This window comes from Anabaena sp. CCY 9910 (genome assembly GCF_963920875.1).
Lineage (GTDB): Bacteria > Cyanobacteriota > Cyanobacteriia > Cyanobacteriales > Nostocaceae > Trichormus > Trichormus variabilis.
This window is the reverse complement of sequence record NZ_CAWUDJ010000009.1, coordinates 81,701-97,121: the sequence shown is the minus strand read 5'-3', so window position 1 is coordinate 97,121 and position 15,421 is coordinate 81,701. Positions and strand designations below refer to the sequence as shown.

Genomic DNA, 15,421 nt, shown 5'->3' with positions numbered 1-15,421 from the left:
AATCTTGGAAAATATCAATTCCTACATAAACGTAGAGACGTTTAATCAAACGTCCCTACATTCATGTTAAACCTGTTTTAAAACTCGCCAGCTAAGGCAGGAACGCAGCGTTCACAGAGTAGGGGATGCTCTTGTGATTCTCCCACATGGGTGGAGTAGTTCCAACAGCGATCGCATTTTGTCCCATCTGCATTAACTACACCAATTCCCCAGTTATCAGACTGGGAGGTGTATTTCACATCTTGCAGTTTGTCAGCAGCATCTAATAATTCTACTTGGGATGTCAGGAATAGATAACGCAGTTCATCTACGCTGTTACCAACTTCAGGATTTAACGTGGCGATGGCGTTGCGGGAGTTGGCATCTTTGATATAAATCACAGCTTTCGCCTCTAGGGAAGAACCAATCATTTTTTCTACCCTAGCCTGTTCCAACACCTTGTTAACATCGGTGCGTAACTGGCGTAATTGTTGCCAAAATTCTGCCAACTCTGGATTATGCCATTTTTCCTCTACCTGCACCCAACCAGCTTCAAATACTGATTTGTATGGTGTTTTGTAGGGGAGATATTGCCAGATATCTTCGGCAGTGTGACAGAGTACAGGGGCGATCGCTCGTGCTAAATTTTGTAGTGCAATGTGTATCACTGTCTGACAACTGCGGCGACGGAAAGCATCAGGGGCGCTGATGTATAGTCTATCCTTGGCAACATCTAAGTAGAAGTTGGATAAATCCACCACGCAGAAATTCTGTACCGTTTGGAAAAAGCGGAAGAATTGAAAACTTTCAAAAGCTTCCGTCACTTCTTGAAACACCTCACGGATGCGGTGCAGCATATATCTATCTAACTGCGGCATTTCCTCAAACTGTACAGCGTTTTTTTCCGGGTCAAAGTCATGCAAGCTACCCAGCAAGAACCGCGCCGTATTGCGAATCTTACCTCTGACATCGTTGAGTTGCTTGATGATATTGCCACCCAAACGCACATCACCAGTGTAATCTACAGAAGATGCCCACAACCGCATAACATCTGCACCATATGGGGGTTCTTTCTTCTGGTCTTTACCCCCAGAAATGAGAATTTTTGGATCAACTACATTTCCTTCTGATTTACTCATTTTCCGCCCTTGTTCATCCAAAACAAAGCCATGAGTTAATACAGTTTTGTAAGGTGCAATGCCATTTACCGCCACACTAGTCAACAAACTCGACTGGAACCAACCGCGATGTTGGTCGGAACCTTCCAAATACATATCAGCCGGGTAGCGTAACTCTGGACGCTGCTTGACTACAGAAGCCCAAGAAGAACCAGAATCAAACCATACGTCCATTGTGTCTGTACCTCTGCGGTAAGACCGACTATTATTTCTGTAGGACTCTGGTAATAATTCCTCTACCGACAACTCCCACCAAGCATCGGAACCTTTTTCGGCAATGATGGCTTGTACATAGTTGATAGTTTCCTCATTCAGCAGAGGTTCGCCGGTTTCCTCATCATAGAATACCGGAATTGGCACACCCCAGGAACGCTGACGGGAGATACACCAATCAGAACGTTCAGCTACCATTGGCGTGATGCGATTTTCACCTTGGGCTGGTATCCATTTTACAGTGGCGATCGCCTTTAGCGCCTCATCTCGGAAACCTTCCACCGAAGCAAACCACTGTTCAGTCGCCCGGAAAATTGTCGGCTTTTTCGTCCGCCAGTCGTAAGGATACTTATGTGCATAAGCTTCTTCCTTCAACAGCGAACCCGCAGCCGTCAACGCATCGATGACCGCCTGATTGCCATCACCCAACACATTCAACCCCGCAAACTCACCCGCCTCCTGGGTAAAATCGCCATTGTCGTCCACCGGTGCAAGAATTGGCAACCCATAACGCAGACCTACTACGTAGTCTTCTTGACCGTGACCAGGGGCAGTATGTACTAACCCAGTACCCGACTCAGTTGTGATGTAATCACCACCCACAACCACCGGACTTTCCCGGTCATATAAAGGATGACGGTAAGTAGTATGTTCTAACTCCTTACCCTTAAAAGTAGCCTTCACCGTCAACTGAGCCGAGATAGTCGCCGCCAACCGTTCTACCAAATCGGCCGCCACGATGAGATACTTGAAATTACTTTGCGTCTCTGCGCCTATGCGCGAAACTTCCACCACAGCATAATTCAAGTCGCCATTGACGGCCACAGCCAAATTCCCCGGAATTGTCCAAGGCGTAGTAGTCCAGATAGCCACACCCAAATCAGGCAAATACTCACCCAACAGAGGTTTTGCCGCCTCAGCTAAACTTGTCACAGGAAAAGCCGCATAGATACTCCGGGAAGTATGCCCTTCTGGATATTCTAATTCCGCCTCAGCCAAGGCTGTCTTAGAACTGGGACTCCAGTGAACAGGCTTCAAACCTCGATATATATATCCTTTTAAGACCATCTGCCCAAACACACCAATCTGCGCCGCTTCATATTCAGGCTTCAGGGTCAGATATGGATGATCCCAGTCACCCCAAACACCATAACGTTGAAAATTTTGGCGTTGGTCGTCAACAGTAGCCAAGGCAAACTCTTTAGCCTTTTGCCGCAGTTGTAATGGTGTTAAATTTTGCCGTTCTGCTGACTTAAGATTTTGCAGAACTTTCAACTCAATCGGTAAGCCGTGACAGTCCCAACCAGGCACATATCGCACCTTCCGACCTTGCAGCAGTTGGTAACGATTAATAATATCTTTGAGAATTTTATTTAAGGCATGACCAATATGGAGTGAGCCATTAGCGTAGGGAGGCCCATCGTGCAGTATAAATAATTCACCTGGATTATTTTGCGACAGGCGTTCAAAAATTTTATTTTCTTCCCAAAACTTTTGGATTTCTGGTTCGCGCTTGATGGCGTTCGCCCGCATATCAAAATTAGTCTTGGGTAAATTTACGGTATCTTTGTAGCTTCCAGTTTCTGTCACAGCTTCATGCCTAAGATTATGTATGCAGGTTCTATCAATTATAGAAGATGGCATGAATCCCAAAATTACCTCTTTTGCTCACCCCTTCCTGGCTACTTAAGTAATATCACAATTACTTGGATACAATAGATACGTTAATCTAATTTTTTACTGAGAAAACACCATCACAAATTTAGACAACAAATAAACAAATTTGTATTTGGAACGCAGCCAAAATTTACAAAGCTTGCTGGACGCATAAGTAAACTTGTAATTGGATACAAAAAGAGTATTTATTTGATATCCATATTTGTAATAAAAGGCTGAAATTGTAATTTTTTGAAACAATTACCTCTTCATCATCACGATTGCGGAAACTTAACACTTTTCTCTAAGGGGAAAATCAGGAATTTTACGGATATAAATTAAATTAAAAGTATCTAAAATGATAAGTCAATGAAGATTGATTTAGAGATTGGAGTATTGAAATATAGCAATATTCTCTAAAATGAAAAAACAAGATTGAAGCCGTGGACTGGATGCAGAAGAAAATTCCATGAAATTATATTGCCAATAAATAATATCTTCTGTTACTTCTATCTATTACATTTTAGTTAATTAAGCTATAAGTCAAGAAACTATTATTTGACAAAACTCATTTGTCAAAAATAAGTAGATTACTAGTTGGGGTTTTGAGAAGGCTGATTTTTAAATCACAGGTATCAAGTACAATTTCCCACGGTCTGATGGTATCAAATAACGTACTTAATGAATTTAAAACTTGTACCCAACTCCAATATAATGGACAGTTAATTATTAATAGTCCTAAAGGGCAGCAATGGACTTTCTATTATCGTTTGGGTAGGATAGTTTGGGCAACAGGAGGAACTCATCCTTTTCGTCGCTGGCGCAGACTCATGGCGCAACATTGCCCACAGATTGATGTTGATAAAATGCAGCTGCGCCCGCAAGATATCTCGATGAATTACTGGGATTATCGCCTATTGGAAATTTTGTATAAAAAGCAGAAGATTCAACGGGAGCAAATTCATAATATTGTTGATAATACCATCAACGAACTTTTGTTTGAATTAGCCCAACAAAGTAATTTCGTCTCTATTAGTTGCGAACGTAACCAAAAAGTTATCCTAGAGACACCAATGAGTTTCACGAGTGCAGATGTATCAATGAAACAGATGCTAGAATCGTGGAAAAATTGGTCAGAAGCAGGCCTGGTAAATATTTGTCCTGACTTAGCACCAGTAATTTGCAGACCAGAACAACTCCAGCAACAGGTAAGTCCATCTGTCTATAAAAATTTTGTCACTTTAATTAATGGCAAATCCACATTGCGAGATTTGGCTGCCAAAATGAGGCAGAATGTTTTACCAGTCTCGCGTTCTTTGCTACCCTACGTCCTTAAAGGAATCATCGAATTGGTGGAGTTGCCTGATTTACCTTTAGCTGTGGTAGAAACTCTCAATAAGGCGACCTCTGCACAACCGACAAAATCGAAGGTTCCGGTGATAGCCTGTGTAGATGATAGTCCACAGGTCTGTAAACTTCTGGAAGATATTATCACCGCCAACGGGATGAAATTCATCAAAATTCAAGATGCTGTACAGGCGTTACCACTGCTGATTCAAGAAAAACCAGACTTGATTTTTTTAGATTTAATCATGCCAGTGGCTAGTGGTTATGAAATATGTACGCAATTGCGGCGAATTCCTACTTTTGCTAACACACCAGTAATTATCTTAACAGGCAATGATGGTCTTTTAGATCGAGTACGTGCTAAGGTTGTCGGTTCTACCGACTTTCTCACAAAACCCGTAGCAGCAGATAGGGTGATGAGTGTAGTCCGTAAATACTTACCTATACAACCTACATCTACAGCAAAAACAGGATCTCATTTAGAATTTTGCCAATAATCAGTGTCCATAATTGATGAATAAATCGAATATTTTGATGCTCTAGAGTAATTTACTTTTCAGGATAAATTATTGTTAAATCTGGTACATAATTATTTGCAATAAATAAGTAGATTTCAGTCAAGAAAATCTGAAGTATACGTATTTTTCCTGAGCCATATTTAACAGTAAGATATCAAAATTATAACAAACCGCTAGCCTGTAATTATCAGGATTAAATACACAACTTATCTTTGATATTTTAGCTAAAAACCTACAATTTTACAGAGAATTATCATGAATACTGTGTTAGTTATCGAGGATGGTCTCACCGACCGCGAAATTCTTATTCGTTACTTACAACAAGCTGGCTATTCTGTTATTAGTGCCACAAGCAGTGAAGAAGCCCAAGAAAAATTAGATGTAACTCAACCAGATTTAATATTTCTGGATGTAATTTTACCAGGTAAAAGTGGGTTTGAAATTTGCCGAGAACTGAAAAATAATCCAAAGACTAGCAATATTCCTGTGGTTTTCTGCTCTACCAAAAATAGTGATGTAGATAAAACTTGGGGAAATATGCTAGGGGCAGAAGCTTATCTTTCTAAACCTATCAATCAGGAAGAGTTAACCTTAACTCTCAAGAGACTTTCTAGATAAAATTTTCTAGAAATTAACCGAATACTAAATAAATTAAAGGGTGAAAATTTGGAAAGCCAGCAGAAATTTTTAAGCTTTAATTTGGGAATCAAAGATACAGCAGTGATTTCCTTACAGCATATTACAGAAGTTTTACAAGTATCTTTGGCTGATATATGCGGCGTACCCCAAATGCCAGCTTGTGTTATGGGTGTATACAACTGGCGCGGTGAAATGTTGTGGTTAGTAGATTTAGAAGAAATGCTAGGTTACCCACCACTATCACATACAAGCAACTTTCTGGCAAAAATGATGGCAATTGTGTTGGAGGATGATGGTAAGCATTTAGGGATTATAGTCCGGCAAATGATGGATATTGAGTTTCTAGATAATAATCAAATGAAAGCACCTGCTGCTGAATTATTTTCATCATCCATTACTGATTTTTTGCAGGGATACTTCATTAATAATGATGAGAAAATGATGTTCAATTTAGATGCTAGTGCTATTATTCATTCTCCTATGTGGGTTACTCATAACTAATCATCAATCCAGCGCTATTGATTATAGTTTTTAAAACCTATAATCACCACAATAACTTAGATTTGCTAACAATTACATATCTATTAATACAAGTGTAACATTAATTAGCAAATATCAAATAATAAAACTAAAAAAAATTGAGGTTGATTCAGATGACGATCGCAAAATATAACAGCAAGGAAAATGAGAAAGTTGCCACAGCTTCTCAATTAGAAAATCCTAACTTAGCCAATAACGTCCAGAAAGAAGAAATCGGAGTCAATGAGAGCGCCCAACAAGTAAAAATGTGGCGACAGCAGTTGCAAGATATCATCATGCAGATGCGCCAAGTATCAGAGTGGGATGCAGTTTTAAAAATTACTGTGGCGAAAGTTCGAGAAAAAATTGCTTGCGATCGCGCGTTAATTTATCAGTTTACTTCACCTGAGTCTGGTAAAGTTTTAGCAGAATCAAGAACTCTTGGTTGGACACCAACTATGGGGGAATTTCTTCCAGGGATTACCTTTGGTTTAGACACGAATCAAGACTATATAGAGCCAATAGCTATTAATAATGTTGCTCAAATCCAACTTACTCCCTATCAAAAACAATTATTAGATAAATTCCAAATTAAAGCTAGTTTAAGTTTGCCAATAGTTGCAGATGGTAAAGTATGGGGTTTGCTGGTGGTCACTGGCTGCGTCAATGCTAGAAACTGGCAAGAAACAGAAATTACACTATTAACCCAAGTTAGTACAGAGTTAACCTATAGATTGCAGAATTTTGAATTTCAAACTCAATTACAACTGCAAAATCAGGCTAAACAAGCTGTATCTAAAGTGATGGAGAAAATCTTACGGCTATCAAATACTGATAAGATTTTCCAAAGCACTACTCAAGAAATCCGTCAATTGTTGAAGTGCGATCGCGTCGCTGTTTACCGTTTTAATCCTGATTGGAGTGGGGAATTTGTCGCGGAATCTGTAGGTAGTGGTTGGGTAAAACTAGTAGGCCCTGATATCAAGACTGTTTGGGAAGATACCCACTTACAAGAAACCCAAGGTGGACGTTATCGCCATCAAGAAAGTTTTGTCGTTAACGATATTTATCAAGCTGGTCATTTTTCTTGCCATCTAGAAATTTTAGAACAGTTTGAAATCAAAGCTTACATTATTGTTCCTGTTTTTGCTGCGGAAAAATTATGGGGTTTATTGGCAGCTTATCAAAACTCTGGTACCCGTGAGTGGTTAGAGTGGGAATCTAGTTTTTTGGCTCAAGTAGGGTTGCAATTTGGCATAGCTATTTCTCATGCAGAATATTTAGAACAAACGCGATTGCATTCTGAGCAAATGATGCAGATTGCTGAACAAGAAAAAATCTTCTCTAGAATAGTTAACCGTATTCGCCAAGCTTCAGATGTAGAAACTATTTTTAGAACCACCACTCAAGATGTACGTCAATCATTACGGTGCGATCGCGTCGCTGTTTATCGTTTCAATCCTGATTGGGGTGGCGAGTTTGTCGCTGAGTCAGTTGCTTCTGGATGGACAAAAGTGGTGGGGCCAAATATTAAAACTGTTATAGATGATACCTACCTCCAAGATACTAAAGGTGGACGATATACCAGAGGAGAACATCATATTGTCAATAATATCTATACAGCAGGTTTTGCACCCTGTCATATCGAGACATTAGAGCAGTTTGAAGCTAGAGCTTATATCATTGTGCCTATCTTTTTTGGAGATAAATTATGGGGCTTGCTGGCAGCATACCAAAACTCTAGCTCCCGCGAGTGGCAATCTTGGGAAGTCAACTTTTTAACTCAAATTGCGTTGCAATTTAGCCTGGCTAAATCCCAATTAGACTATCTAGAACAGGTACAAATAAAATCTGAGAAAATAGCTCAGATAGCAGAACAGGAAAAATCCTTTACTAAGATAGTTAACCGCATTCGTCAAGCGGTAGATATCGATGATATTTTCAAAATTACTACCCAAGAAGTCCGGCAATTATTAAGGAGCGATCGCGTCGCTGTTTATCGCTTCAATCCTAATTGGGGTGGTGAATTCGTGGCAGAATCAGTAGGTAATAATTGGGTCAAACTTGTAGGGAATGATATTAAAACTGTTTGGGAAGATACCTACATTCAAGAAACACAAGGTGGTAGATATGCCAAAGGGGAAACCTTTGTTGTCAATGATATTTCTCAAGCTGGTCATTCTCCCTGCCATTTGGAAATTCTAGAACAATTTGAAGTTAAAGCATATGTAATTGTTCCTGTTTTCTGTAATGAACAATTATGGGGATTGCTAGCAGCCTATCAAAATTCTGGCCTCCGTGACTGGGAACAATCCGAAGTCAGCTTATTAGCAAGGGTTGGTGACCAATTAGGATTAGCGCTGCAACAGACAGAATATCTGCAACAACTGCAAGCACAATCAGCACAGTTAGCAGAAGCCGCAGCCAGAGAAAAAGCAGCCAAAGAGTTACTGCAACAGCGTTCTATTCAACTACTAATGGCTGTGCGACCAGCTTTAAATGGTGATTTGACAGTCCGCGCACCAATTACAGAAGACGAACTAGGCACAATCGCCGACGCTTACAATAACACCTTGCAAGCCTTGCGGCAAATTGTCTTACAAGTGCAAACATCTTCTCAACAAGTCGCCCAAACCTCCAGTGATAGCAATGCTTCACTTGCAGGCTTGAATAACTTAGCCAAACAACAATCACTAGAAATTACCACAGCCTTGGGTGAAATTCAACAGATGCTCGACTCTACCCAAGCTGTGGTAACTAGCGCCGAGTTGGTACAAGTGGCGGTACAACAAGCAAACAAAACCGTCGAATCGGGTGATGCAGCGATGAACTTAACAGTTCAAGCCATCCAAGCGATTCGAGAAACGGTAGCGCAAACAAGCAAAAAAATTAAACGCCTGAGTGAATCTTCGCAAAAAATCTCCAAAGTGGTGAACTTGATTAGTAGTTTTGCCACCCAAACAAACGTCTTGGCTTTGAACGCCGCTATTGAAGCCACCCGTGCAGGTGAATATGGTAAAGGTTTCGCAGTTGTAGCCGATGAAGTCCGTTCTTTATCTCGCCAGTCAGCCGCCGCCACAATTGAAATTGAAAAATTAGTCCAAGAAATTCAGACGGAAACTGGAGAAGTAGCGGTGGCGATGGAAACCGGGATTCAGCAGGTAGTAGAAGGAACGAATTTTGTCAGTGAAACAAGGCACAACTTAAATGCGATCGTTTCTGCAACTGCCGAAATTAGCCAACTAATTCAACAAATTACTGATGCAACTCAAAAACAAATGGGGCAATCTGTATTAGTCACAAATTCAATGAAAGATGTGGCAGAAATCGCCAAAAAAACTTTTGCAGAATCACAAGATATTGCCACCGTTTTCCAAGACTTATCAGGTATGGCACAAGATTTGTTAACAACCGCTAGTAAGTTCAAAGTGAATTAATAATTAGGGACTGGGGACTGGAGACTGGGGGCTAGGAACTAGCTAGTAATGTGTCAATTTTTTACTAAAGGTTTTAGTCCTCATACCAATTCTCCATGAATTTGCACCAAATAAATGATGTAGAGACGTTGCATACAACGTCTCTACAGTACTACAGTCCTACCTGCCAACCTTCAAAACTATCTTGACAAAATAACCTACCCAATCGCCAGTATCCAATCCCCAGTACCCAAATTATGATGACTGATACCGAGATTCGTGAACAAGGCTATATTTATTTTTTAGCGGAAGCGCCAGATTTAATTCAAACTATCGAGCAAGAATTATTCAGTCTAGCTGAAAATCATAGTGTAGCTAGAGTTCATAATTTAATGCGGGCTACTCATACAATTAAGGGTGGTGCTGCTACTGTTGGGCTAAAAACAATTCAGATGATAGCTCATTCTTTGGAGGATGTGTTCAAGGCTTTATATAGCCCCAAGGTAATAATAGATGCTGAGTTACAAACTTATTTGTTTCAGTCCTATGAATGTTTGCAATTGGCATTAACATCAGAATTAACAGGCAGCATTATTAACGAAGAAGAACTTTTACAAAGAGCTACTGATATATTTGCTAAACTCCAAGAAAAATTAGGCGATAATTTTGGTGATGATTCTCACATCCCTACATCTGAAGAGTTGGGATTCGATATTGTTCAATCTATATTTGAAGTAGGTGTACAGCAACGTTTAGGCAGTATTATTGAATCTCTTAACAATATAGAAGATGATACAGAATTAATAAATTTTTTTAGTTCCCAATTAGAAGTATTTGTCGGATTGGCAGAATCTTTAAATTTACCTGGCTTTGGCGAAATTGCACAAACAGCTTTGACAGCCCTACAAGCTAATCCTTCTCAAGTGCGCCAAATTACTGAGATTGCCCATGCCGATTTAGAGCAGGCACAACGCAACATCTTAGCAGGCGATCGCACTCATGGTGGTACACCTTCTGCTGCTTTACAGCAATTAACATCAGTTGTGACAAATCAGGCATCTGGGGAAGTTAATTCAGAATTTTTAATTCGACAAGAGGAATTTTATCAGTTTTTAACTACATTAAACAATAATAAAAGCGAATGCCTTCAACCTGTAACTGCTCAATTATATTTGAAGGTAGTTCATTATATTTTTGGCTGGTTTAACCACGAAAGAGAAATACCAGAATCAGCTTTAAAATGGGATTTACTTATCACTAATCATGAGTTTTCTAGTTCAATTGAATATATCGAAAATTGGCTAGGTGAGTTTTTGGAATTTGTGCAGCAGGAAGTAGATAGCAAAGGTCTTTGTCTTTATCGTCAAGGTATTATTTTAATAATACTTTTGGCAGTTGTAAAATTCCAGTATTCAGTTAAAAAAACTGCCGATAGTATTCTCCTTATCCAAGCTATCCAAACTAAAATCGCTTTAGTCGCTCAAGAATATAAGCAATATCCTCCTATTACTGCCCAAGAAAAAAACTGGACTGATAACCCTAAATTACAACAACTTCTCGTTTTTAAAGATATATCAACTTCCTCATCCAACATCAATGATGGACTTTTAGAAGCAATTTGGGGAGGAGAAGCTAATGAAGATGATACTCAAGTTGAGCCACAAATAGAAGTGGACGATATTTCCGAATCTACAACATCTTTAGCTGTAGCCGAAAAATTAAGTACAGAAATTACAGAAACAGCTCTTGATGTTGTTAATGATTCAACAATCGATAAAGTTAAAAATCATCAAGGTAAAAAGGTTCATAAAAGCTCATCTGTACGTGTAGAAGTTGAGGGATTAGAACGCATTAATTATTTAGCTAGTGAACTGCTGATTAACCAAAAAAGACGCACTTTAAATGATGAACAAGTGCAAGAAATTATTGAGCAGTTATTACAACGTCTTAACAAACACCAAGAAACTTTAAATCAACTCCGTGATTTACCACTACAACGGCAAAGTTTAGCAACACAACATACACAAAGCTTTGCCTCAGTTAATTTTGACCCCTTAGAAATGGATGCTTATACAGAATTTCATCTGACATTACACGAAGCCATAGAAGAGACATCACAATTACAAGAGGCAACAGAGTCCATCGATTTCTTATTTAAGCAAGCTACTCAAATTAGTCATAAAAAACAAAATTTAGCTTTCAATTTGATAGATAATTTAGTTGAAGCGAGGATGTTGCCTTTAGAAAATATCCTCAGCCGCTTTCCCCACATGGTAAAAAACCTCAGTACTGTTTACCACAAACGGGTGGATTTAAAATTTACTGGTACAGATGTGCTAGTAGATAAGGCGATCGCTGAAAAGCTGTATGATCCCCTATTACACTTAGTCCGTAATGCTTTCGATCATGGTATTGAATCTCCAGAAGTTCGCCGAGAACGCGGTAAACCAGAACAAGGTGTGATTGAAATCTGGGCTTATCATCAAGGGAGTCAAACAATTATTGAAGTCAGAGATGATGGACAAGGCTTAAAGTTAGATAGCATTCGTAAAAAAGCTATTGAACTGAATTTCATCTCCAACAAAGATCAATCCAAAGGCCATTTATCTCAAGTCAATGATTCTGAACTCTTAGAATTCATGTTCGCACCAGGATTTACTACTGCTGAAAAAGTTAGTGAACTTTCTGGACGCGGGATGGGACTAGATATTGTCCGTTCTCAACTGCAAGCACTCAACGGCTCAATTTCTGTGCAGACTTTGCCTAATCAAGGCACAAAATTTATCCTTAAAATACCCTTTTCTATGACTACCGATCAATTAATGCTGGTACAAGCTGGCGGCGTTGTTTATGCTCTACTATTGGATAGTATTGAAAAAATAGTTATCCCCTCAGCGCAACAAATTCAAGAATTTGAAGGTAAACGCGTTTTACACTGGGATAGTGGTAATGAAGATACTATGCTTAGTCTGCATCAACTCTCAGAGTTGATGTATTACAATGGTAGCTGCTTTAATAATTTGAATACGAGTAATTTATTGCCTGAGCATAATACAGAAGAGATAAATCATCCTGTGTTATTGCTGAGACGAAACCAAGGCATTTTCGCTTTACAAGTTGACCAAATTATTGGTGAACAAGAACTAGTAATTAGACCATTGGGGAATGCGATCGCTCCCCCCAAATATGTTTATGGTTCCAGTAGTTTAGCTAATGGTAACCTTATGCTAGTTATTGATGGTGCTTTACTATTAGAGTCTGTGGAGATGCAGGCAACCCTTGATACCTTGACACTACCAGCAGATGAATATGCCAATCAAAAAGCCTTATCAATATCCCCATCTACTATTCCCTCTCTACCTTTATTATCCGCTACTGTAGAGACTCATCACAAATTATCAAAAGTAATTTTAGTAGTAGATGATGCCATTAGTTTGCGGCAAACCCTATCCTTAACTCTGCAAAAATCTGGTTATCAAGTAATCCAAGCACAAAACGGTGCCGAAGCTTTAGAACAGTTACAACGACACCCAGAAATTCAACTTGTTGTTTCCGATTTAGAAATGCCCCGGATGAATGGCTTTGAATTCTTAAGCCATATGCAACACAATCCTAAATACACCAAACTTCCTGTAATCATTCTCACTTCTCGTAGTGCGGAAAAGCATCGTCAACTCGCCCAAGAATTAGGTGCAAAAGCTTATTTATCAAAACCTTATTTAGAGCATGAGTTGATTAATACTATTGAAAGTTTAATTAATTCAGCAAAAGACAATTTAAATCGATTAATCACAGTTTGAAGAAGGCGGATGATTTTCTTCCTAACTTTGAGTTAATTGTTCTATAAGTTGCAGTAAATGTTTCTCAATTTGCCCAAGGGCTTCGGTTGCAGAGGTTTTATCGATGTCATGAACTAGCCAGTATTCAATTGCATCAACCCATTGAGGAAAGCGCTCATTCATTAGTGGACGGTGTTCTGCTTCATCTAGGGCAATAACCCTGGTAGCTAATTGAAAATCTGGCTCACAGGCTGGCTTGGGAAACCGTTCATCATCAGATATATTCACTAAACGCGCTGCTAAAGCCTCAGCCGCGTATTGGGAAATTGCCCCCACATTGTTTACACCCCGTTCCAGTGCTAATCCTCTGGAATCAGCCTGCCAATTTAACCCCTGTTTGGTAGCCAGCCAATTAAATAGGTGTTCGGCAAAGCGACTGCGGTAGTAGTTACCTGTACATAAGAACAAGATTTTATTCATTTGACTACGCGATTTTGATTAAGCCTACGGGCTTTGTACTGGTAAATGGGTTTATTTGCAAGATATCTAGGCTACTTTTCAATAAATCAGATGGTTGCAATAAAGTGATTTTGTACCAATACGGGAGGGCGATCGCCTAACTACAAAGGATTAGCCTCTGTCACCACTTCAGGCAGTGGAATCGACTCTGTTTCGTCTGGCACAGTAGCAAAGCGACAGTCTCGCCAATCGGCTTTGGCTTTCTCTATTCGCTCTGGTCGGCTAGAGACGAAATTCCACCATTTGTAGCGTGTACCCAATGGCTCTCCACCAATCACAATACACCGAGCAGCGTCAGTAGCAGAAACTTTGACTTCGTGGCCTGACTCTAGGATAGCCAGGCGATATGCCTCTAGAGGTTCGTCATTAATACTTATCCCTTCCGTAACACTGTATACGGCTCTCTCTGAATAATCAGTAGGAATAGTGAAGTGACCATTGGGAGCCAGCACCCCATCTAAATAGAGGATGGGTGAAAAAACTTTCACAGGTGAGGTATAGCCATGTGCTTCTCCAGCAATAAGCTTGATAGTAACATTATTCTCATTCCAGGTGGGAAGGGTTTCAGCTGGATAATGAGTAAACCAAGGATCAGTTTCTTCGTATTCAACAGGCAAAGCAATCCAGGTTTGGATACCGTGAATGGTAGCTTCGTTGAGACGGTCAAAGTCGGGCGATCGCTCTGAATGTACAATCCCCTTTCCCGCCGTCATCCAGTTCACCGCACCCGGTTGAATCTCTTGTACGATACCCAAACTATCGCGGTGCATTATGGAACCATCGAACAAGTAAGTTAGGGTGGCAAGATTGATATGAGGATGTGGTCGTACATCAATACCTTTGTTGGGTGGTAAAACAGATGGGCCAAGATGATCAAAAAAGATAAACGGCCCGACCATTTGACGATGAGGATATGGCAAACTGCGGCGGGCAACAAACCCACCCAAATCTTTAACTTCAGGTTCAATCAGTTGAACTATTGCCATGAGTAGCGGGGGGGTAATTGGTGGATGCTGCAATCATTATAAGTAGATTCACCTGACAAAAAGCTCACCTTTATGAATTATCTATTTGTGCATAGATGAAGATGGAATTAAAAAGTGGGAGTACACAAACACCTATGGAGAAAGCAACATTTGGGGCTGGCTGTTTTTGGGGCGTGGAGGCGGCATTTCGCCAGGTAAAAGGAGTAGTATCAACCTCAGTCGGCTATATGGGAGGGCATTTCCCTAACCCTTGCTACCTTGATGTATTGTCGAGGATAACTGGTCATGCTGAGGTGGTGCAAATAGAATATGACCCTCAACTTGTTAGTTATGAAGATTTGTTAGCAGTTTTTTGGGATATTCATGACCCGACAACCCTAAACCGCCAGGGGCCAGATAAAGGAGAACAGTACAGGTCTGTGATCTTTTTTCACAATGAGCAGCAAGCAGAAGCAGCACGGCAGTCAAAAGCCAAGCTTCAGGTATCGGGCAGATTTGAACGCGATATTGTGACCGAGATTAAGCACAAGAGTGAATATTACTTAGCAACAGAGGAACATCAACAGTATTTTGAGAAGCAGGCAAAACGCTAATTGAAAAAGGCAGTCCCGATGAAGCAAGTTTCACAGTCAAATAAGGTGATACGCACCTAAATCAAATATTCTTGCGTCA

At 40.0% G+C, this 15,421-nt stretch carries 9 protein-coding genes; 6 read left to right on the top strand and 3 right to left on the bottom strand.

Features of this window, described 5'->3' with window-relative positions; translation table 11 throughout:
* Positions 1-77 precede the first annotated feature (77 nt).
* Positions 78-2,960: an isoleucine--tRNA ligase gene (ileS, locus tag ACM5QX_RS09850; RefSeq protein WP_414753410.1), complete on the bottom strand. Its 2,883-nt coding sequence runs from the start codon at positions 2,958-2,960 to the stop codon at positions 78-80.
* Between the two features lie 725 nt (positions 2,961-3,685).
* On the opposite strand from ileS, the gene ACM5QX_RS09845 reads away from it, so the two are divergent.
* The 5 genes from ACM5QX_RS09845 to ACM5QX_RS09825 all read left to right on the top strand — a co-directional run bounded on the left by ACM5QX_RS09845 (position 3,686) and on the right by ACM5QX_RS09825 (position 13,265).
* Positions 3,686-4,870 carry a response regulator gene (locus ACM5QX_RS09845; protein WP_414753358.1) on the top strand — a complete coding sequence of 395 codons (1,185 nt, stop codon included), beginning with the start codon at positions 3,686-3,688 and terminating at the stop codon, positions 4,868-4,870.
* 276 nt (positions 4,871-5,146) lie between these two features.
* A complete protein-coding gene (locus ACM5QX_RS09840) occupies positions 5,147-5,509 on the top strand; it encodes a response regulator transcription factor (protein ID WP_011320475.1) in 363 nt (120 codons plus the stop codon).
* A gap of 48 nt (positions 5,510-5,557) precedes the next feature.
* Positions 5,558-6,031 (top strand): chemotaxis protein CheW, encoded by a 474-nt coding sequence (locus tag ACM5QX_RS09835; RefSeq protein ID WP_414753357.1) that lies wholly within the window; start codon positions 5,558-5,560, stop codon positions 6,029-6,031.
* A 152-nt stretch (positions 6,032-6,183) separates the two neighbouring features.
* On the top strand, positions 6,184-9,486 hold the full coding sequence (locus tag ACM5QX_RS09830; RefSeq protein WP_414753356.1) for a GAF domain-containing protein: 3,303 nt from the start codon (positions 6,184-6,186) through the stop codon (positions 9,484-9,486).
* Positions 9,487-9,722: 236 nt separating this feature from the next.
* Positions 9,723-13,265 carry a response regulator gene (locus tag ACM5QX_RS09825; protein WP_414753355.1) on the top strand — a complete coding sequence of 1,181 codons (3,543 nt, stop codon included), beginning with the start codon at positions 9,723-9,725 and terminating at the stop codon, positions 13,263-13,265.
* 21 nt (positions 13,266-13,286) lie between these two features.
* On the opposite strand, the gene ACM5QX_RS09820 is transcribed toward ACM5QX_RS09825, so the two are convergent.
* The gene (locus ACM5QX_RS09820) at positions 13,287-13,724 is read right to left on the bottom strand and encodes a low molecular weight phosphatase family protein (protein WP_414753354.1); all 438 of its coding nucleotides are present in this window, start codon (positions 13,722-13,724) and stop codon (positions 13,287-13,289) included.
* Between the two features lie 140 nt (positions 13,725-13,864).
* Complete coding sequence (locus tag ACM5QX_RS09815; protein WP_414753353.1) at positions 13,865-14,749, bottom strand: pirin family protein; 885 nt, start codon at positions 14,747-14,749, stop codon at positions 13,865-13,867.
* Positions 14,750-14,883: 134 nt separating this feature from the next.
* Between ACM5QX_RS09815 and msrA the strand changes: the two genes are divergently transcribed.
* Positions 14,884-15,342: a peptide-methionine (S)-S-oxide reductase MsrA gene (msrA, locus tag ACM5QX_RS09810; RefSeq protein ID WP_041456926.1), complete on the top strand. Its 459-nt coding sequence runs from the start codon at positions 14,884-14,886 to the stop codon at positions 15,340-15,342.
* The last annotated feature ends 79 nt before the right edge of the window (positions 15,343-15,421 follow it).